We start from the raw sequence: 19795 nt of genomic DNA on the forward strand, positions 1-19795 counted from the left end.
GCTGGCGCACAACGCGCGCTTTGCCCGTGAGACTCGGCACTGTCGAATCGGCCGAAGAATCGGATGCCGGAACCCTTGACGCCGGAATCCCGGAACAATGGCGAACTCTTCGTCGCTGCCGATGGACTGATGAACCGCCGTCGCGATGAGTCCGAGGAGTTGGATACGCTTCTCCATCACGTCTGCGTCCGCTCTCCCGGCTCCTGGGGTCTGCTCTACGCACGGTCCCCCGTCATGGCCCGGGGGCGGCTGCACGTGCGCCTGGAGCCGTTCCTTTCGCCGGTCCAGCCGGTTATCGAGGACTGGCACCGATTCGACGCGGACGGCGCGTTCTCGTCGGCCTGGTTGGCCGATGGTCCCAAGTCCCTTGTTCCGGTGCCTGCCGGCTCGTGTCTGGACGCGGCTCTGGTCCGACGTGTCACCGAAGGCTGCCGGATGGGAGGGGCGGACGCCGTACTGGTGCAGGCGGGCGGGTCCGGAACCGCCAGCACCGCCTGGCGGCCGGTTGCGCCGGGCGCAGCGGCATCGGAACTGGTCGGGGTCTGTCCTCTCGTCGTCCTCGCCGCGTCGGACCGGCAGGGTGCGGTCTTGTTCTCCCGTCCCGGATACGCGCTGGTGGCGGGAACCGCAGGGTTTCTCGAGGGCGCTGTCCCGGAAGGGGTGGACGGAGGGCGAGCCCGGTTCGGGCGGTATGCCCGTGTCGTGGGCAAGTGGTGGCCGGAGGTCATGGGCATCGCGCGGTCGTTCTCCGCCCGACACATCTCCTGGGCCCGTGCGCGGGACGTTCCCGCCGGAACCGGCGTCGCTCGACAGGTGCATCTGATGCGGGGGCTCACCACGGGGTCCATCGGTGGAGCGGACTTCGCGCGCGGCTGGCCGGCCGCCCGCCGCACATCCCAGAACGACGGTGAGAGGCTGCGCGACCCGCTCCGCACCGCCCTCGATGCGGTGTTCTCACTGCTGGAGGACTACTCCATCGACCCGGATCTCAAGAGCCCCGGTGATCTGTCTGATCGGGAACTGACGGATGCGGTACGGGAGATCGTGGAGCGCACCGAGGGATTCTGATCCGTTCCAGCACGATGGGGTGGCATCGGCTCGGGTCTCAGCCCCGCAGGGTGGCGATGGCCTTCTCGATGCGCCGTTGGCGGGTTTCGGGCTTCTTCGCGCTCTCGATGGCGCGTACGTGCTCGCGCTTGCGGCTGTGGGTGAGGTCGTCGTACGCGGCGCGGGCGGCCGGGTCGTCGTCCAGGGCCCGGGCGAAGTCCGGGGGCTCGACGACGACGCGCGGCTCGGTGTCGAGCTCCAGGTCGACCTCGACCTCCTCGCCGATCTCGACACCGGCGGCCTTCCGGTTGGCGTGGCTGAGACCGAGCAGGTGGCGGCCGCGCAGGAGGGCGACCCGGCTCTTCCAGGTATGCCCGTTGAGCGTGATGGTCACCGGAGGCCGCGCGCCTCCGCCGAGCGCCGCTACCACCTCGGGCGGAACTTCCAGGCCCCGCATGGGCTCAGGTGGCTCGACGTGTGAACGGAACTTCATGGTGCTCCTCCTGTTGTACGGCCGGTCGTCCTGCCGGTTCACCGCGGTTCCGGTCCGCCCGGTTCCGCGGTGAGCCGCTCCCGCTGCCCCGCACCGGGACCATCGCCGAGTCCCGGGCGGCCGCGCCACGCGCCACGCCGTCCTGGGCGGCGGCCGGGCGGGAGGGCGGGGCTACTCGGCGTAGGGCTACTCGGCGTAGGGCTGATCGGTTCCCTGGGCGCTGTAGCCGAGGCTCCAGATGTAGCCGTCCGGGTCGGCGAAGGTGCCGCCGTACCCGCCCCACGGCAGCGCGCCGGCTGGCTTGAGGACCGTGGCCCCGGCCTGCCGGGCCTCCGCCATGATCTCGTCCACCCGCGTCTCGCTGCGCACGACGTAGGTCAGCACCAGTCCGCTGAAGCCGCTGCCTTCCTGGTCCGTGCCCACTTGCTCGGCCAGGCCCTCGCGGCTGTAGAAACCGACCGGCGACGCGCCGTCCGACGCGAAGAACACCGAGACGCCGAAGTCGCTCTGGATCTTCCAGCCGAGCCCTTCGGTGTAGAACCGCTTGGCCCGGTCCATGTCCCGGACACCGAGAAGGATCGAGCTGACGTGTGCCTTCATGTCTTACTCCTTGGGTTGCAGATGCCAGAGGGGAGAGGGCAGATGTACCGGGGGCGGTTCGGGGACGCGCTACGCGGCGGACTCCCAGGCGAACCCGTCCGGGTCGGTGAAGGCGTCGGCGGTGCTGCCGAGGACGAGGCGGTGCGAGCCGGTGCCGTCGACGGGTACGCCGAGGTCCTTCGCCAGGGCGCGGCGCTTGTACAACGCGAGCTTGACGGAGCCGGCCGGGCCGGCGGCGAACTCGGCGTACTTGCCGCCGAAGCTCTTGGCCGCGGTCAGGCCCCGGCCGACGTAGAACTGCTTGGTGGCCTTCACGTCCTCGACGCCGATCAGCAGGACGATCTGGTCGATCTCGCGGGTGTCCGGGCCGGTGTCCTTCTTCTCCGAGGTCGCGATCTTCCAGATCGTCCCGTCGGGGGCCTGGACGACGCCGCTGTAGCCCCACAGCGACTTCGCGGCGGGCTTCAGGACGGTGGCGCCGGCGTCGACGGCGGCGCCGAGGAAGCCGTCGACGATGGCCGGGCGGGACACCGTGAGCGCGAGGGTGAAGCCGCGGAATCCGGTGGAGTGGGCCTCGGACGCCCTCAGGGTGACGTACGTGTCCACGCCGAACGCGCTGTAGAAGCGGCGAGCGGCATCGAGGTCGGCCACCTCGAGGGTGACGGATGCGAGGGACGTGACGGCTGCGGTGGAAGCGGTGGTTGCCATGTCCCTCACGCTAGGGGCCGGGCCGCGGCCGGGGCTTCTCGATTCCTGACCGGACGTGCGAGCCGCTTCGCCGCGCGGGCCGGCCGGCGTTCGAACCCCCGGGTGGGAGACCCGGGGGTTCGAGGGGGTCGGGCGGCGCGCACCGTGACCGCGCGGCCGGGAGCGCTCAGGCGGCCTCCGCCTCAGTGGGCCGTCGTAGCCGGTTCCCGGTCCTCCGCGCCCGGTTCCGTCCCCGTGGCGTCGGGGGTGGTCGCCCCGATCGCCGGGACCTGCCGCAGCAGCGTCATCACCAGGACCGCCGTCACGACGATGAGAGCCGCACTCACGACGGCCGCCGTCTGGAGCCCGGTGGTGAACGCGTCCTTCGCCGTGGCCAGCAGCGAGGCACCGTCCGGGAGGCGTTCGGCGGCGGCGATCGCGGCGCCCACGGTGTCCTTGGCCTCGGCGGGTGCGTCGTCGGGGATCTCTCCGCGGTAGGCCGCGACCGCGAGCGTGCCGGTGACCGCGATGCCCAGGGCGAGGCCCAGGTCGTACGCGGTCTGGCCGGTCGCCGCGGCGGCACCCGCCTTCTCCGCGGGCGCGGCGCCGACCGCCAGGGCCGTGCCGAGGACGCTGATCGGGGCGACGCCGAACATGATCACGGTCAGGCCCAGTGAAGCGGTCAGGACGCCGTCGTACGAAGCGATCGCCACGTAGCCGGTGAGGGAGAGCAGCAGGCCGCCGGCCAGGACGTACGCCGGACGGAACCGGTGGGCGAGGACCGGGGTGAGCTGGGAGCCGGCGATCAGCCCCCCGGCTCCCGGCAACAGCCACAGTCCGGCCTCCAGCGGCGACTGTCCGGCCACGGCCTGCAGATACTGCGGAACGAGATACTCGACGCCGTTCAGGGCCGTCATCCCCACCAGCAGGGTGAGCAGCGCCCCCGTGAAGGCCCGGTCGCGGAAGAGCCGCAGGTCCAGCAGCGGTGTGGCGAGCCGGTTCTGCCGGCGTACGAACGCGGCGGTGCCGACCGTCCCGGCCGCGAGGGCGGCGGCGGGCTGCCAGGCGGAGGCGCCCGAGGCCAGGCTCTTGACGGCGTACACCAAGGGCAGGACGGCCAGCAGGAACAGGGCGACGCTCACCAGGTCGAGCCGTCCAGGGGCCGGGTCACGGTACTCGGGCAGCAGCGCGCGGGCCGTGACCAGTGCGAGCAGCATGACGGGTACGCCCATGAGGAAGACCGATCCCCACCACCAGCTCGCCAGCATCACGCCGCCGATGACCGGTCCGACGGCCAGGCCGGCCGAGAGCGCGGTCACCCACATCGCGATGGCCCTCGCGCGCTGACGCGGGTCGGTGAACATGTGGCTGATCAGGGCGAGCGTGGACGGAAGCACGGCCGAGCCGGCGATGCCGAGAAGCGCGCGGGCCGTGATCAGCACCTCCGGGTTCGGGGCGTACGCGGCGAGCAGCGAAGCCACGACGAAGCCGGCCGAGCCGGCCATCAGGAGCTTGCGACGGCCGATGCGGTCGCCGAGCGTGCCCATGATCACCAGGGTTCCGGCGGTCAGGAACCCGTAGATGTCGGTGATCCAGAGGAGTTGGGCGCCGCTGGGCCGCAGATCGGCGGTGAGGTGGGGCGTGGCCAGCCACAGTACGCCCAGGTCGGCGGTCATCAGGGTCACGGGGAGCAGCAGGACGGCCAGCCCGAGCCACTGCCGGGCACCTGCGCTTTCGGACGTTCGGGATGCGGTGTCGAAGGTCATGGGAGGACTCTGCGAGACGGTGTTTCGGGTCCGGCTCGGACGGTGTTGCGGTGGTGTTCGGGAGGGCGCGCGCGGTGCGTTCGCGGGGGGGTGCGGGGTGGCTGGGCGGTGCGGGTCGGTGGCCCGTCGGGGGCTGAGCGCGGGCCTCGGTCGGCTGGGGCACTCGCTCCCCCACGCCCCGCAGGGCACCTGCGCCTGCGCGTCCCGCCCCACGCCCGCGAGCGGGGGCGCGGGAACGACGAACACCGCAGCCACCCGGTGGGGACCGGGTGGCTGCGGTGTCTGACGGAGAGGTCAGGGCCTGCTGGGCCGATCGCGTCGGCCGAGTGCGCGGAACGGGTTCTCCGGTCGAGTCGGCCGGCCGCCCCGCGCCCGTCAGCGCGGCGGCAGGCGCGTGGTCAGGGCCTCGCCCGCTGCCGCGAGTACCGCTCGTACCCGTGCCGGGCGCTGCGCTCGTGGGACGCCGGACAGTTGGGTGGCGTGCAGCAGGTGCACCGACGCGTCGGCGATTCCGCAGAATTCGGAGACGCCGACCCGTAGTTGGACGTCCATCGCGGCGTCGAGTCCGGCCTTCGCGTACTCCGGTTCGGAGCCGCCCGCGAGGCCCAGCCAGAGCATTCGCTTCCCGGCGAGCCGGGGTCTGCTGCGGCCGTACGCGAACCCGTAGTTCCACACCCGGTCGATCCAGCCCTTCAGGACGGCCGGCGGTGCGAACCACCACACCGGGAAGACGACGAGGATGTCGTCCGCGGCGGCGATGCGGTCCATGTGGGCGTGGACTTCCGGTGAGTACTTCTTCTCCCGGTCCTCCCAGTCCGGTTCGTCGGCGGGGGTCAGCCGGGGGTCGAAGTCCTCGGCGTACAGGTCGAGCACGTCGACCGTGCCCTCCGCCTCCTCGATGCGCGCCCGCAGATGGGCGGCCACCTGGGCGGTCAGCGAATCGGGCCGGGGGTGGGCCAGGACCAGCAGGGTGTGGGGCATGGGTGTCTCCGATCTTCTCCCGTGGCCGGGTGGGTGGTCAGACGCCGAGGCCGGAGCCTCCGCTCACGTCGATGTTCTGGCCGGTCACCCAGCGGGCGTCGTCGGAGGCGAGGAAGGAGACGACGTCGGCGACATCGGCGGGCCGGCCGACCCGGTTGAAGACGGAGAAGCCGGCGGCGTGCGCCTTGGCGGCCGGGTCGGCCATCCAGGGGTGGATATCGGTCTCGATGGTGCCCGGGGAGACGGCGTTGACGGTGATGCCCCGCGAGCCGAGGGTCTGTGCCAGGGTGAGGGTCAGCACCTCGACGGCGCCCTTGGAGGCGGCGTAGGAGGTCATGCCGGGGAAGGCGACCTTGGTGACGCCGGAGGACACGTTGATGATCCGGCCCCCGTCGCGCAGGCGTTCCAGGCCCTTCTGGATGATGAAGAAGGGGGCCTTGGCATTGACCGCGAAGACCTGGTCGTAGTCGGCCTCGGAGACCTCGTGGATCCGGCCGGGTCCGGCGATGCCCGCGTTGTTGACCAAGATGTCGAGGCCGTCCGCGTGCGCGTCGAACGCCCGCCACAGCGCCTCCGCGTCACCGGGGACGCCCAGTTCGGTGCGGATCGCGAACGCGGTGCCGCCGGCGGCCTCGATGGTGGCCACGGTCTCCTTGGCGGCCGCCTCGTTGCTCGCGTAGTGGACGCCGACACGGGCTCCTTCGGAGGCCAGGCGCAGGGCGATGGCACGGCCGATGCCGCGGCTGGCGCCGGTGACGAGAGCGGTGGAGCCGGTGAGCTTGCTCATGGTGGGTTCCCTTCGGCGGAGTCGGTGACTCGTTGGTGTCGGGGACCACCGTCGGACGCGGTGCTTCGGATCGGGTTCGGGTGGTGTTACGGCCTTGTTCGGGGCGGAGTCGGCGGCGGAGTTCCCGGCGCAGCCACGACGGATTCCGCGGCGGAAACACCGCTGAACCGCGGCGGGTTACCGTGGCCCCATGCGATTCGGGGTGCTGGGGGAGACGGCCGTCTGGACCGATGCCGGGAAGCCCGTCCGCGTTCCGGAACTCAAGGTGCGGGCCCTGCTCGCGTCCCTGCTCGTCGCGCCGGGGCGGCCCGTGGCCGTGCACCGGCTCATCGACGACCTGTGGGGCGACGAGCCGCCCGGCAACCCGGCCAGGGCGCTTCAGGCCAAGGTCTCCCAGCTGCGCCGGGTCCTGGAGGAGGCCGAGCCGGGCGGGCGCGGGCTGGTGGTGTCCCGGGCCCCCGGCTACCAGCTGACCGTGACGGACGGGGCCCTCGACGCGGACCGGTTCGCCGGGCTGGCGGCCCGGGCGAGGTCCGAGCGGGACGCGCGCGCACGGGCCGGGCTCCTCGCCGACGCGCTCGCCCTGTGGCGGGGACCCGCGTTCGCGGACTTCTCCGAGGAAACGTTCACCCGGGCCGCTGCGAACCGGCTGGAGGAGGACCGGCTGACCGTCCTGGAGGACCACGCCGAGGCCCGGCTCGACAGCGGTGAACACGCCGGACTCGCCGGGGAACTGGCGGAGTTGGTCGAGCGGCACCCCCTGCGGGAACGGCTGCGGTCGGTGCAGTTGCGGGCGCTGTACCGGTCCGGGCGGCAGAGCGAGGCGCTCGCCGGGTACGAAGAGCTGCGCAGCCGGCTCGCGGAGGAGCTCGGTCTCGACACGAGCCCCGAACTGGCCGCACTGCACCAGGCGATGCTCCGGCAGGACCCGGCCCTGGGCGCCGTCCGACAGGCAACCGCGCCCGCCCCCGCCAGGACGAACATCCTCGCCCCGTTCAGCGGCCTGATCGGCCGGGAAGGCGAGGTCGCCGACCTCCGTGGACTCCTCGGCACCCGGCGGCTGGTCACCCTCACCGGCCCCGGCGGCGTCGGCAAGAGCCGGCTCGCCGTCGCCGTCGCCGAGCAGCTGCGGGGCGGCTTCCCGGACGGGGAGTGGCTGGTCGAACTCGCCGGCTCCGGTGGTGACCTGGCCGACGTCGTCGCCGCCGCCATGAAGCTGCGGGACGACGGGATCTGGGGCGTACGCCCCGAGGGGGAGCGGCGGCTCGACGCGGCGGACCGGCTCGCCGAGGTGCTGCGGGACAAGCGGATGCTGCTCGTCCTCGACAACTGCGAGCATGTGATCGACGAGGCCGCGGCGCTGGCGGAACTGCTGCTGCGGTCGGCCCACGGGCTGGTCCTGCTGACGACCAGTCAGGAGCCCTTGGCGCTCGCCGGGGAGACCCTGTGGGCCGTGCCGCCGCTCGCCCCGCGGGACGCGGTCGACCTGTTCACGGCACGGGCCGCAGCCGCCTCCCCCGGCTTCGCGCTCGGCCCGCACAACGCGGAGGCCGTCGGCGCCGTCTGCCGTCGGCTGGACGGCATTCCGCTGGCTCTGGAGCTGGCCGCGACCCGGGTGCGGGCGCTCGGTGTGCACCGGCTGCTGGAACGGCTGGACGACCGGTTCCGGCTGCTCAGCGCCGGACAGCGGGGTGCGCCCGCCCGGCAGCAGACGCTGCGCGCGGTGATCGACTGGAGCTGGGAGTTGCTGAGCGAGCCCGAGCGGGCCGTGCTGCGGCGGCTCGCCGTGGCCGCCGAGGGGTGCACGCTGGAGGCGGCCGAGGAGGTGTGCGCGGGCGACGGGGTCGACGCCGCAGACGTACCGAATCTGCTGGTGAGGCTGGTGGACCGGTCACTCGTGGCCGCCGCCGAGGCGGCCGAGGGCCCCCGGTACCGGCTGCTGGAGTCCGTCTCCGCGTACGGTGCCGAGCGGATGCGGGACGCGGGCGAGACGGAGCCGGTACGCAGGCGGCACCTCGCGTACTTCACGGCCCTGGCCGAGACCGCGGAGCCGGAACTGCGCGGACACGGGCAGGGTGCGTGGCTGGCGCGGCTGGACACCGAGAGCGCCAATCTGCGTGCGGCCCTGGACGGCGCGGTCGAGCGGCGTGAGACGGAACCCGCGCTCCGACTCGTCCACGCGCTCTCCTGGTACTGGGTCCTGCGCGGCCGGCTCGGCGAGGCCCGGCGCTCGCTGACCTCGGCGCTCGCGCTGCCCGGCGGTGACCCGGCGCTGCGGGCGAAGGCCGGCGCGTGGCGGACCGGCATCGCCATCCTGACCGGTGACGGGACGGACCGTACGGCCCGGATCGAGGCGGCCCTCGAGGCGTGCGAGCAGGTCGGTGACCCGGCGGGGACGGCGTGGGCGCGGTGGTTCCTGGCGCACGCGCTGTGCGTGACGGGCGATCTCCCGAAGGGCGAGGCGCTCACCGAGGCGGCGCTGGACGGCTTCCGGGTGAGCGGTGAACGCTGGGGCGAGGCGGCGGCGCTGGCGGACCGGTCCGTCCAGCGGCTGCTGCGGGGCGACCTGGCCGGTGCGCGGGAGGACGCGGAGCGCAGCAAGGATCTCTTCGGGGACGTCGGGGACGCGTGCGGCCGGTTGTGGTCGGTGTATCCGCTGGCGTCCGTGGCCGAGATCCACGGCGACTACGCGCGCTCGGCCCGGCTCCGGCAGGCCGGGCTGGACGACGCCGAGAAGTTCGGCCTCTCCACCCAGGCCGCGGACCTGCTGTCCGGGCTCGGGCGGACGGCGCTGCTGACCGGCGACCTCGGCAGGGCGCGGGAGTACCACGAGCGGTCCCGGCGCCTCGCCGCCGAACTGGGTTTCCGCGCGGGCGAGATCAACGCGGAGCTGGGGCTCGGTCTCGGCGCCCGCCGCGAGGGGCTCCTCGACGAGGCGGAGGCCCGGATGCGTACGGTCCTGGAGTGGCATCGCCAGGTCGGCCTCGACGGGGCGAACGCGCTGATCCTGGCCGAGCTGGGCTTCATCGCGGAGCTGCGCGGCGACGCGCGGAGCGCATCGGCCCTCCATGAGGAGGGGTACGAGACCGCCCGCGCCACCGACGACCCCCGGGCCGTCGCCCTGGCACTGGAGGGCCTCGCCGCCGCCCAAGCCCTGGCGGACCGCCCCGGGACCGCGGCGCTCCTCCTCGGCGCCGCGTCCGCCGCGCGCGCGGCCACGGGCGCACCCCTTCCGGCCGCGGAACGACTGGACGTGGACCGCACCACGGCCGCGGCGACCGCCGCGCTGGGGGCGGCGGCCTTCGCGGACGCCTTCGCGAAGGGGGAGGCGCTGTCGCCGGAGGCGGCCCACGCGCGGGCCCGGGAGTCGGGGCGAGTGCGTCGGGCCGACTGCGGCCCACAGCAACTCCCTTGATCCACAAGGCGGATGGGGTTATGGTCTACGGCAACATCGCGTGTCGGTCACCGGCTGGGTGAGGCATGGAGGTGTCGGGACATGCCTTCGGAGGCATTCCTTGTCAGTCGAGTTGAATCACACGATCGTCCACGCCCGGAACAACCGGGAATCCGCAGAGTTCTTCGCGAACCTGCTCAACCTCGAGATCACCGCCGAGTGGGGCCCCTTCATCGCGGTCGGTCTGGGTAACGGCGTCACGCTGGACTTCGCCACCGTTCCGGTGGACAGCATCACGCCGCAGCACTACGCCTTCCTGATCTCCGAGGAGGAGTTCGACGCGGCGTACGCGCAGATCAGCGAGCGCGGCATCGAGCACTACGCCGACCCCCAGCGGAAGCAGCCGGGCACGGTCAATCACAACGACGGTGGTCGCGGCGTGTACTTCATGGACCCGGCGGGTCACGCCATGGAGCTCATCACCATGCCGTACGGCGGCTGGGCCTCGTAACCGCCCGTACGGAGGACCGCGCCCCCGTGCGGGGCGCGGTCCTCGGCCGGTGCCCGTGGCACGGCCCCGTCAGACACCCCTCAACCAGCATCAGCACTGGCCGCGTGCCCGCAGGCCGGAAGGGAACCACCATGAAGTACGCACTCGTGATCTTCGAGACGGACGAGTCGCGCCGCCGCATCCAGGCCGACCGGGTCGCCTACCGCAAGGAGTACGAAGGGTGGATCGGCACGCTGGCGGCGGCCGGGAAGCTCGTCGGCGGCGACGCCCTGGAGACCGAGCACACGCGCCCCGCGACGGTGCGCACGGCGGCCGACGGGACGTCGACGGTCACCGACGGCCCCGCGCACACCGGTGAGGAGACCCTCGGCGGCTGGTTCGTGGTCGACGTGGCCGACCGCGAGGAGGCCGTCGAACTGGCCAGGAGCCTCCCCACCCCGGAGACCGTCGAGATCCGCCCGATCCTCGAATCCGCCTGACCGACACCGCGCGGTCCTCGGCCGAGGAGCGCTCCGTGACAGCCGGAGCCGTCGCACCGCCGGGGCCGGACGGCCGTGGGGCCGTGCCCCGGCGGGCGCGGTGCGTCAGCTCCGGGAGTCGTCGTCCGTCTGCCCGGCGCTCCCGGCCGCCTGCGTCTTCTCGCGCATCTTGCGCACCAGCTCCGCCTTGCGGTCGGCGGCGCCCTGGCGGTCGAGGTTGCGGTGCGGTCCGTTGTTCTGCCGTTCGGCGCGGGACAGCTTCTTGCGCTGGCCGCCGCCCTGGCCCACGGGGTTGTTGATGTTCTTGCTGTCGGTCACGGGTTCTCCCGGTGCTCTGGTGAAGTGATCTACGGATTCACGGTGGGGGACGGGGGCGGCGACGAGGCACGTCGGCCGGGCCCGTCGCACTCTCACCCGTAAACCGGTGCCTGGAAGAACATGCCGAAGACGTTACCCGGTCCGGTCGGCCCCGTACGCCATGCCTTTCGCCGCCCCGGGCGCCGCCGGCCCTCGGCGGCGCATGCCCGGGCGGCGGCGGTGTGACCGGCCCGGGTGAACGTGCTCCCGGTGCGGCGGTCGGGCTGCTTCGTTTCCGGGAAACGTTCCGCCCGGGGTCATGGAATACCTCTTCTGGCCGTCTCAGAATTTAGCGATCCGCGCCGGGAAGGTTTTTGCCGCGCCATGTGCGGGAAAATGCTGGACGCACATAATCACTCCCGGCGTGCTACTGTCGGAGTCAGTTGCAGTTTTGGTACCCAAAAACTTCAGGCGCCTCGGGCCGGCCGCAAGCCGCAGAGGGGCGCTTCGTATTTCCGGTCATTTCCGGGCAGGGCATCATCGCGGCGACACGGGGTCCGCAAAGTGCGGATTCCGGTGTACTGCCCAAAGGAGATTGACATGGCTACTGGCACCGTGAAGTGGTTCAACGCGGAAAAGGGTTTCGGCTTCATCGAGCAGGACGGTGGCGGCGCTGACGTGTTCGCCCACTTCTCGAACATCGCCGCCCAGGGCTTCCGCGAGCTGCAGGAGGGCCAGAAGGTGTCCTTCGACATCGCGCAGGGCCAGAAGGGCCCGACGGCCGAGAACATCGTTTCCGCCTGACGCTGAAGCGTACGTGCAGCTGGGGCCCGCATCCTTCGGGGTGCGGGCCCCAGCTGCTTGCTTTTCCAGAATTCCTCTCGCGCCCCACTCTCATTCTCGCCGACGCCGCCACGGATTTTTCGCAGGCCGCGTTCGCATGCCATTCGGTCCGTGCCTGTGATTCCCGCGCCGCTTTTTCGCTGCGGAATTCCTTGATGCGTGCCGTATCGAGGAAGGTTCGCCATGAACCCCACGCGCACGAACAGCCGGTCCTCCCGTACCGCCCTCCGCGGTGACGGCCGTGGGGGCCACCCCACCGCCGGGCCGATCCGCGCCCGCCGCTCCGGCCCGTCCGCCCCGGACCGCTCGGGCGGGCGGCGGCCCGCCCCCGTGCGGGGTGAGTTCGCCCTGCCCCGGACGGTCACCCCGGCGCTGCCCGCGGTCGAGGTGTTCAGCGGTCTCGACCTGCCGCGGAGCCTGCTGTCCGCGCTCACCGCGCAGGGCCTGACCACGCCGTTCCCGATCCAGGGGGCGACGCTGCCGAACTCCCTGGCGGGCCGTGACGTCCTGGGCCGCGGGCGGACCGGCTCCGGCAAGACGCTCGCCTTCGGCCTGGCCCTGCTGGCCCGCACCGCCGGTCAGCGCGCCGAGCCGCGTCAGCCGCTGGCGCTGGTCCTGGTTCCCACCCGGGAGCTCGCTCAGCAGGTCACCGACGCCCTCGCCCCGTACGCCCGGGCCGCGAAGCTGCGGATGGCCACGGTCGTCGGCGGGATGTCGATCGGCCGCCAGGCGCAGGCGCTGCGGGGCGGTACGGAGGTCGTCGTGGCCACCCCCGGCCGCCTCAAGGACCTGATCGAGCGCGGTGACTGCCGGCTGGACCGGGTCGCGATCACCGTCCTGGACGAGGCCGACCAGATGACCGACATGGGATTCATGCCGCAGGTCACCGCCCTCCTGGACCAGGTCCGGCCCGAGGGCCAGCGCATGCTCTTCTCCGCGACTCTGGACCGCAACGTCGACCGTCTGGTCCGGCGGTACCTCACCGACCCCGTCGTCCACTCGGTGGACCCGTCCCAGGGGGCGGTCACCACCATGGAGCACCACGTCCTGCACGTGCACGGAGCCGACAAGCACCGGCTGACGACGGAGATCGCGGCGCGCGAGGGCCGGGTGATCATGTTCCTGGACACCAAGCACGCGGTGGACCGCCTCACCCGGCACCTCCTCGCCAGCGGGGTCCGTGCCGCCGCGCTGCACGGCGGCAAGTCACAGCCGCAGCGCACCCGCACCCTCGCCCAGTTCAAGACCGGGGACGTCTCGGTCCTGGTGGCGACGAACGTCGCGGCGCGGGGCATCCACGTCGACCACCTGGACCTGGTCGTCAACGTCGATCCGCCGGCCGACCACAAGGACTACCTGCACCGGGGCGGGCGCACCGCCCGGGCCGGCGAGTCCGGCCGCGTCGTCACCCTCGTCACCAGCGACCAGCGCCGCGAGATGACCCGCCTCATGGCGGCCGCCGGCATCGTGCCCCGGACCACCCAGGTCCGCTCCGGCGAGGCGGCGCTCAGCCGGATCACCGGCGCCCGGACCCCCTCCGGCGTCCCGGTGACGATCACGGCGCCGGTGCCCGAGCGGCGCAAGCGCGGCACGTCCCCCGGCGGCCGGCGCAACCCGGGCACGGCGGTCCGGCGCGGGGGCGGGCGACAGTCCGTCACGAACGCGGCGGCCTGAGCAGCGCGCGATCCGAAGGCCCGCCCATCTCCGCAGGAGGCATGTTGTGACATCGGACCAGGACCAGCCCGACCCCTCGTACATCGACCCCGTCGCCGCGGCGGTGCTCGACGCCATGGACGCCGCCGGGCCACAGGTCTGCGACGACATGACGGTGGAGGTGGCCCTCTCCGTCATGGCCAGTGCCCGGACCGGCCGGCTGAGGGTCTGCGACAACGACGGCCTGCCCACCGGCCTGGTCACCCTGGCCCGGCTCTCCGTCGTCCGCGACGGCCCCGGCTACTCGGACCGGGTCCAGCTGCGCGACATCCTCGGCGAGCGGGGGACGCACGCTCCGGCGGGCGGGCAGACCACGTACCGGCGGCCGTCCGCCCTCGTCCGGGCCCTCTGAAGCGTCTCCCCGCAACCGTCCCCTTCTCCCTGTGAGGCACCGTGCGCTGTGTCATCGCCCGTTTCCCGTTCGAGCTCACCAGGAGCGGCGTCCTGGACTCCATGAAGGGCGTCAAACCCGAGGAGGTCGTCGGCGACTCCGTGACCGTCGGCCGCCGCGCCTACCCCGTCAAGCAGGTCGGTGAGGTCGTCACCCGCCAGGACCGCCGCGACTTCAGCGCCGGCGAAGTCCTCCGGGCGATGACCAGGCTCGGCTTCACCTGCCGCAGCGTCCCCCGGCCCGCCGCGACGGCCCCGGCCGTCAGCCCGCTCCAGCACGCCTCCGCGATGCTCGGCGGCCCGCCGGCCGTCTGACGGCAGGAAGCGAACCCGGGAAGGGCCCGACCGCCACGTGCCGGTCGGGCCCTTCCCGCGTGGCGGTGGGTCCCCGCGCGCGAGGTCAGCTCTCGGAGTAGGTGAAGTCGCCCATGGTCCAGGCGCTGACATCCGCGATCGCGACGCGGTACATCCCGCCCGTCTCCGGAATCCCCACCGTGCCCTGGAGAATCCGCGCCATGTGGAAGTGCAGGTACTCGGGCGGCCCCTCCCTCAGGGGCGTAGCGGTGAACACGGCGGAGAACTCGCCCAGCCGGGCCGAGTCCGTCAGGACCTCCGACACCCTTTGCCGCCACACGGCTTCGGGCGCCAGCCGGCCGGTGATGACAGCGCCACCGGCGACCACGGTCAGAGACATCTGGTTGCTGTGCTCGGACTCCACCCGCGTGGCGACGTCAACGAGCAGCTCGTCAGGCTTCGACATGAGAGCCGATCTTATGCGCGAGTCGCCCCGCCGTTCCCTGGCCGGTCGTCCTCCCGGGAGTCCGGCTCACCCTTCCCGGGGGCCGGCGTGACCGCGGAGCCTCGGCTGGCCGGTGGGGCCCTGCTCAGCCGATGCCCTCGGCAGGGTCGATTACCTCATTGGAGGGAAGCTGAAAATCTATGCTGGCCGGCGTAGACATTGCATGCCAGCGCGGTTAAGGTTTTTCTTGTACCCAGAGAGAAAGTGATCCCCGGCAGAGACGGACTGCCGGTGCTGGACGTAGTCGCAGGACGGGTAAGCAGTTGTTCACCGCAAGAGGAACGGAGGAGCCGCGCCATCAGGATCGCCCGGGGGGCGGCCTTCGGCCCGCCCGGGTACCGCAGGACATCGACAGTGAGGTGGTCTCCGGTCAAGCAACCGCGATCCCCGCACCTCCGACAGCAGCCGGGTCGGAGACGCGGATACAGAAGGCCGGTGCCGTGTTCGGGCCGGCAGGTGGTGTAGTAGTTCCTTCGGGGCCTTGGTGCCAGGTGGCGCCAAGGCCCCTCAACGCGTTCCACAAGAGAGGTGCAAGTGACAGCAGACGACTCGTACGGCCGTCTTGACGACGACGACTACCCCGCCTACACGATGGGCCGGGCCGCCGAGATGCTCGGCACGAGCCAAGGCTTCCTCCGCGCCATCGGCGAAGCCCGTCTGATCACCCCGCTGCGTTCGGAAGGCGGCCACCGCCGCTACTCCCGCTACCAGCTGCGCATCGCCGCCCGCGCCCGCGAACTGGTCGACCAGGGCACGCCCATCGAGGCCGCCTGCCGCATCGTCGTCCTGGAAGACCAGCTGGAAGAGGCGCAGCGCATCAACGCCGAGTACCGCCGCGCGGCGGAGGCGAAGGAAGCGCCGCCCGAGGACTGAGGCGGCGGGCCGCACAGACCCACGTCGAGGGCGCCCCGGCCGGGACCCCGTGGCTGAGGGCGGGCGCGGGCCGCGTCGTCACCTCGCGTCCATGCACAGCAGCCTGACGGCACACGCGCGGTGCCTGTACGGGGACGAGTACCGGCCCGCCCCCCGTGCGCGGTGGAACACCGCGAGCACTACTTCGTTCCAGCCGACGCCCGGCTGACGTCCCCTCATGACCCGTACAGGCCGACGGCGTTCGTATCTGGTCATGATCACACAAGGCGTTTAGCCTACGGACATGGTGTTCAAGCGCCTGCGGCGCATAGGCGGGGGCGGCTCTGTGCCGCTGGAGGTCGACACTCAGGTGGCGGCCGGTTTCGTACGGCCCGGCGGGCTGCTGGAGGGTGAGATCCTTCTGCGCGCCCTCGATCGCGGTGCCGAGGTGCGCGGCGTCGAGCTGAAGCTGTTCGCCGAGGTGAGGCCCTCCTACGAGGGAGGCGACACCCAGGAGACCATCTGCTGGCCCAGCGCCTCCGCGTACTTCACGCTGGCCGAGGGCGAGGAGCGCCGGGTGCCCTTCGAGCACCGGCTTCCCTGGGACGTCCCGGTGACCGAGGTCTCCGGACAGGCCGTCGGTGCCGTCCTCGGGCTCAGCACGAAGGTGCGGATCGGGGAGGACGAGGCCGTCGGCGACCACGACCTCGTCCACGTCGCCGCGCTCCCCCTGCACGAGGCGGTCTTCGACGCGTTCGCCGCCGAGGGGTACCTGTGCGACGCCTGCGAGGTCACGGACGACCGCATCCCCACGGTGGAGTACGGGCTGTATCTGACGCAGACCTTCCTGCTCGCCGACCGCGTCGGCACCGGGGGCCGGCCGGCCCGGCTGGAGCTGAGCTTCGTCACCAACCGGGTCGGCTGCGAGATCTATCTGCGCCGGGCGGCGCCCGCCCAGGACGACTGGGAGGACAAGCCGCCGGCCGGCAGCTGGGTCGCGGCCCACCACGACCTCGGGCGCGTGGACTTCGCGGCCGAGGCCCGGACGTGGATCGACCTGGTCACGAAGATGCCCGCCTCCTGACGAGTCGCGGACGGAAGGCGACCTACGGGCACTTCTCCTCGAACTTCACCGCTGTGATCTCCACCGGCTGCCCGTTCAGCTTCGTGCCCGGTGCCGGCACCTGGGTGCAGACCTTCCAGTTGCTCTCCAGCAGTACCATGCGGCCTTCGGCGGCGTCTTTCACCGTGAACGAGGTCCCGGAGTCGAACGCGTCGCGCGCGGTGTTCACCGACGTGCCCGCGAGGTCCGGCATCCGGCCGCCCGCCGCCTTCATGGGCTCCCGGTCCTCGGCCGGGCAGCTCTCCTCGGTCTTCACGGCGCCGAAGTCCAGCTCGGTGGTGGTGGGCACCGACTTGCCCGCCGCCACGTTCTGGGAGCAGACCTTCCAGTTCCGGTCGAGCAGTTGCATCCGGTCCCGGCCCGCGCTGTCGTGCGAGGTCAGCGCGTAGAAGCCCTTGGCCTGGGCCGCGTCCTGGGCGGACTGGAGGCCCATGCCGACGAAGTCGGGCACGGAGACCTTCGCGCCGGAGTCGTCATCGGCCGGCCGGGTCGTGGCCTTCGGCGCGGGCGGCTCGGCGACGGCCTTCGGCGACGCCGTCACGGTGACCGTCGCGCGGGGTGCGGGCGTGGCGCGGCCGGCGTTCTCCGTCCCGGTGCCGTCGGCGCCCGCGCTCCCCGCGACGGCTCCGGCGACGAACAGGCCGACGGCCGCCGGGACGAGGACGCGCTTGCGGGCCCAGGCCGGCAGGCCCGAGGCCGGTCCGGCCGGCTTCTCCGGGGCGGGGCCCCAGGGTTGTTGGGTGCTGTTGTTCCAGTTCATTCGTCCCCCCAAGGTGCGATTGGTGGAGGCATGACCGTATACGCGCGCTCCGACGCAAGGGGAGGCAGGGGCTCCGTAAGTGATGCATTCGTGACGGTCCATGAGCCTCTACGATCAGGGCCCTGTCGATCAGTGAGGTGAGCCGCAGTGCCCATGCCGCGTATCGGGGTCGTCATCGTGACCATGGGGACCCGCCCCCGGGAACTGGAGGCGTTGCTCGCGTCCGTGGCGAAGCAGGACGTCCCGGCCGCCCGCGTGGTGCTGGTGGGCAACGCGACCTCGCTGGACGACGTCGCGACCGATGTCGTCGGCGCGGCGGGCGTCCCCGGCGCGACCACGGTCACCAAGGTGCCGCTCACGGAGAATCTGGGCTGCCCCGGCGGCCGGAACGTCGGCCTTGAGCTGCTGCGCGACGCGGACGAGGTCGATGTGGTGGTCGAACTGGACGACGACGGGCTGCTCATCGCGACGGACGTGTTCCGCGAGGTGGGGCGGCTGTTCGCCGAGGACCCGGGGCTGGGGATCATCGGGTTCCGGGTCGCCGACGAGCACGGCAGGACCGAGCGGCGGTGGGTGCCCCGGCTGCGGGCGGGTGATCCGATGCGCGGGGGCCCGGTGACGGCGTTCCTGGGCGGCGGTCACGCGTTCTCGATGGCGATGCTCCGGCAGATCGGGCTGTGGCCCGGGGAGTTCTTCTTCGGCCACGAGGAGTCGGACCTCGCCTGGCGGGCGCTGGACGGCGGGTGGGAGATCCGCTACGTGCCGACGCTCGTCCTCCAGCATCCCCGGACGTCACCGGCCCGGCACGCCGTCTACTACCGGTTCACCGCGCGGAACCGGGTGTGGCTGGCGCGCAGACGGCTCCCGGCGCCGCTGATCCCGGTCTATCTCGGCGTGTGGATCACGCTGGCCATGCTGCGGATGCGCTCGGTGACCGGGCTGAAGGCGTGGTGGGGCGGGTTCGCCGAGGGGGTCGGGGGGCCGGCCGGGGAGCGGGCGCCGATGCGCTGGCGGACGGTGTGGCGGATGACCCGGCTGGGACGCCCGCCGGTTCTGTGAGCCGGACGGACGGTGCGCTCCGGACCGGCCGCCGCCGCTCCGGAGCGCACCGCACGGTCAGCCCGTGGTGCAGGAGACCGACGGCCAGGTCCAGGTGCCGTTGGTCTGGATGGTGACGCCGAAGTTGTTGCCGCTGCCGTTGGGCCTGGCGGTCAGCACTTGGGCGCTCGGGTAACTCGCGCTGATGTTCCAGGTGGAGAGGACCTTCTCCGGGGACGGGACGTTCATCGTCACGGTCCAGTTGCTGGAGCCGGAGACCGCCACGTTCAGGTTGTAGCGGTCGCCCCACTTCTCACCGGCGGAGAGGGTCGCGGTGCAGCCGTTGCTGCCGCCGCCCGGGGTGCCGCCGCCGTTGTCACCGCCGCCGGACGAGCTGCCCAGCGTGATGCTGGAGCTGCCGCTGCTCTGGTAGCCCTCGGTGGCCATGATCATGTAGTTGAAGCTGCCGAGGTTCATCCCGTGCTGGGCCCAGGCGTCGAAGTGGTTGCCGGTGGTGATGGTGCCCCCGGTCCGCTTGGACTGGCGGACGCTCCAGTACTGCTTGAACGTCTTGTTGCCCTCGATCGAGGGGGCGTTGGTCCGCGTCGTCTCGTAGATGTCGTACGTGCCGCCGTCGCTGGTGACCGTGCCCTTGAAGCTGCCGGTGGGCCGGTAGGTGCCCCAGTTGTCGACGATGTAGTACTCGACCAGCGGGTTCTGCGACCAGCCGTACAGGGCCAGATAGGCGTTGCCCGAGGGGTTGAACGAGCCGGAGTAGGTCACGGTGCGGCGGCCGCCCGTGCTCCAGCCCTTGCCCGCGACGAAGTTTCCGGTGTTGCGCCACGACGTCCCGTAACTGCCGCCGGAGCCCAGGTTCATGGAGACGGTGCCCTGGCTGTCGGTCCAGAACGAGTAGTAGTAGCCGTTGTTGTTCCCCGTCTGGTTCGAGGTGACGGTCGTGTCGGCGGTGGCCGTGCCGGGGAGGGCGATGGCCGCGACGACCGCGATCACCAGGGCGAAGGCGCTGCGGATGAACAGCCGTACCGGGCTGGGGGGTCTGGTGCGGCTCGTCGGATGTGCGGGGGCTGCGTGCATGGGGGATGTCCTCCTGGTCCCGTGAGCAGGTGGGCGCCGGCGGGGGCCTGCCGACGGCGCTCAGTGTTGGACCGCCCCCTGGGGGTGTCAATAGTTTCGGCATGAGTTGCGAAAGCTTCGACTGCCCCTTGAGACAAGGG

The 19795-nt window shown here is 72.1% G+C and carries 21 protein-coding genes; 11 read left to right on the top strand and 10 right to left on the bottom strand.

Annotated elements, in window-relative coordinates:
* Positions 1–63: 63 nt before the first annotated feature.
* The gene (locus ACFUJY_RS01670) at positions 64–1068 is read left to right on the top strand and encodes an Imm7 family immunity protein (protein ID WP_383292896.1); all 1005 of its coding nucleotides are present in this window, start codon (positions 64–66) and stop codon (positions 1066–1068) included.
* 37 nt (positions 1069–1105) lie between these two features.
* Here ACFUJY_RS01670 and ACFUJY_RS01675 read toward each other — a convergent pair whose 3' ends face one another.
* From ACFUJY_RS01675 to ACFUJY_RS01700, 6 genes are all read right to left on the bottom strand, one after another.
* Positions 1106–1540, bottom strand: a complete 435-nt coding sequence (locus ACFUJY_RS01675; RefSeq protein WP_383292899.1) for a YdeI/OmpD-associated family protein — start codon at positions 1538–1540, stop codon at positions 1106–1108.
* Positions 1541–1726: 186 nt separating this feature from the next.
* Positions 1727–2140: a VOC family protein gene (locus ACFUJY_RS01680; protein ID WP_383292902.1), complete on the bottom strand. Its 414-nt coding sequence runs from the start codon at positions 2138–2140 to the stop codon at positions 1727–1729.
* Positions 2141–2209: 69 nt separating this feature from the next.
* A complete protein-coding gene (locus tag ACFUJY_RS01685) occupies positions 2210–2848 on the bottom strand; it encodes a glyoxalase (protein WP_383292904.1) in 639 nt (212 codons plus the stop codon).
* Positions 2849–3030: 182 nt separating this feature from the next.
* Positions 3031–4593 carry an MFS transporter gene (locus ACFUJY_RS01690; RefSeq protein ID WP_383292907.1) on the bottom strand — a complete coding sequence of 521 codons (1563 nt, stop codon included), beginning with the start codon at positions 4591–4593 and terminating at the stop codon, positions 3031–3033.
* 375 nt (positions 4594–4968) lie between these two features.
* Entirely contained in the window at positions 4969–5574 is a 606-nt protein-coding gene (locus ACFUJY_RS01695; protein WP_383292910.1) for an NAD(P)H oxidoreductase, read from the bottom strand.
* 37 nt (positions 5575–5611) lie between these two features.
* Positions 5612–6361, bottom strand: a complete 750-nt coding sequence (locus tag ACFUJY_RS01700; RefSeq protein WP_383292913.1) for an SDR family oxidoreductase — start codon at positions 6359–6361, stop codon at positions 5612–5614.
* Positions 6362–6551: 190 nt separating this feature from the next.
* Here ACFUJY_RS01700 and ACFUJY_RS01705 point away from each other — a divergent pair, with 190 nt between their 5' ends.
* The 3 genes from ACFUJY_RS01705 (at position 6552) to ACFUJY_RS01715 (ending at position 10745) form a co-directional block, all read left to right on the top strand.
* The gene (locus ACFUJY_RS01705; RefSeq protein WP_383292915.1) at positions 6552–9776 is read left to right on the top strand and encodes a BTAD domain-containing putative transcriptional regulator; all 3225 of its coding nucleotides are present in this window, start codon (positions 6552–6554) and stop codon (positions 9774–9776) included.
* A gap of 100 nt (positions 9777–9876) precedes the next feature.
* Positions 9877–10266 carry a VOC family protein gene (locus ACFUJY_RS01710; protein WP_383292918.1) on the top strand — a complete coding sequence of 130 codons (390 nt, stop codon included), beginning with the start codon at positions 9877–9879 and terminating at the stop codon, positions 10264–10266.
* Positions 10267–10397: 131 nt separating this feature from the next.
* Positions 10398–10745 (top strand): YciI family protein, encoded by a 348-nt coding sequence (locus ACFUJY_RS01715; RefSeq protein WP_383292920.1) that lies wholly within the window; start codon positions 10398–10400, stop codon positions 10743–10745.
* Between the two features lie 105 nt (positions 10746–10850).
* Here ACFUJY_RS01715 and ACFUJY_RS01720 read toward each other — a convergent pair whose 3' ends face one another.
* Positions 10851–11063: a DUF6243 family protein gene (locus ACFUJY_RS01720; protein WP_383292922.1), complete on the bottom strand. Its 213-nt coding sequence runs from the start codon at positions 11061–11063 to the stop codon at positions 10851–10853.
* Between the two features lie 579 nt (positions 11064–11642).
* On the opposite strand from ACFUJY_RS01720, the gene ACFUJY_RS01725 reads away from it, so the two are divergent.
* The 4 genes from ACFUJY_RS01725 to ACFUJY_RS01740 all read left to right on the top strand — a co-directional run bounded on the left by ACFUJY_RS01725 (position 11643) and on the right by ACFUJY_RS01740 (position 14303).
* On the top strand, positions 11643–11846 hold the full coding sequence (locus ACFUJY_RS01725) for a cold-shock protein (RefSeq protein ID WP_072489439.1): 204 nt from the start codon (positions 11643–11645) through the stop codon (positions 11844–11846).
* Between the two features lie 222 nt (positions 11847–12068).
* Positions 12069–13559: a DEAD/DEAH box helicase gene (locus ACFUJY_RS01730; RefSeq protein WP_383292926.1), complete on the top strand. Its 1491-nt coding sequence runs from the start codon at positions 12069–12071 to the stop codon at positions 13557–13559.
* A gap of 46 nt (positions 13560–13605) precedes the next feature.
* Positions 13606–13950 carry a hypothetical protein gene (locus ACFUJY_RS01735; protein ID WP_383292929.1) on the top strand — a complete coding sequence of 115 codons (345 nt, stop codon included), beginning with the start codon at positions 13606–13608 and terminating at the stop codon, positions 13948–13950.
* 41 nt (positions 13951–13991) lie between these two features.
* Positions 13992–14303, top strand: coding sequence for an SCO5918 family protein (locus ACFUJY_RS01740; protein ID WP_383292932.1), 312 nt, complete (start codon positions 13992–13994; stop codon positions 14301–14303).
* Positions 14304–14388: 85 nt separating this feature from the next.
* Here the strand turns inward: ACFUJY_RS01740 and ACFUJY_RS01745 are convergent, their stop codons facing one another.
* The gene (locus ACFUJY_RS01745) at positions 14389–14748 is read right to left on the bottom strand and encodes a hypothetical protein (RefSeq protein ID WP_383292935.1); all 360 of its coding nucleotides are present in this window, start codon (positions 14746–14748) and stop codon (positions 14389–14391) included.
* Positions 14749–15321: 573 nt separating this feature from the next.
* Here ACFUJY_RS01745 and ACFUJY_RS01750 point away from each other — a divergent pair.
* Together ACFUJY_RS01750 and ACFUJY_RS01755 are read left to right on the top strand one after the other, a co-directional pair.
* On the top strand, positions 15322–15660 hold the full coding sequence (locus ACFUJY_RS01750; protein ID WP_383292937.1) for a MerR family transcriptional regulator: 339 nt from the start codon (positions 15322–15324) through the stop codon (positions 15658–15660).
* A 283-nt stretch (positions 15661–15943) separates the two neighbouring features.
* A complete protein-coding gene (locus ACFUJY_RS01755; RefSeq protein WP_383292940.1) occupies positions 15944–16723 on the top strand; it encodes a sporulation protein in 780 nt (259 codons plus the stop codon).
* A 22-nt stretch (positions 16724–16745) separates the two neighbouring features.
* Here the strand turns inward: ACFUJY_RS01755 and ACFUJY_RS01760 are convergent, their stop codons facing one another.
* Entirely contained in the window at positions 16746–17522 is a 777-nt protein-coding gene (locus ACFUJY_RS01760; protein WP_383292942.1) for a hypothetical protein, read from the bottom strand.
* A gap of 147 nt (positions 17523–17669) precedes the next feature.
* Here ACFUJY_RS01760 and ACFUJY_RS01765 point away from each other — a divergent pair, with 147 nt between their 5' ends.
* Positions 17670–18581 (top strand): glycosyltransferase family 2 protein, encoded by a 912-nt coding sequence (locus tag ACFUJY_RS01765; RefSeq protein ID WP_383292946.1) that lies wholly within the window; start codon positions 17670–17672, stop codon positions 18579–18581.
* A 57-nt stretch (positions 18582–18638) separates the two neighbouring features.
* Here ACFUJY_RS01765 and ACFUJY_RS01770 read toward each other — a convergent pair whose 3' ends face one another.
* Positions 18639–19655, bottom strand: coding sequence for a glycoside hydrolase family 11 protein (locus ACFUJY_RS01770; protein WP_383292947.1), 1017 nt, complete (start codon positions 19653–19655; stop codon positions 18639–18641).
* Positions 19656–19795: the final 140 nt, after the last annotated feature.

This window comes from Streptomyces sp. NPDC057249 (assembly GCF_042669245.1).
Taxonomy (GTDB): Bacteria; Actinomycetota; Actinomycetes; order Streptomycetales; family Streptomycetaceae; genus Streptomyces.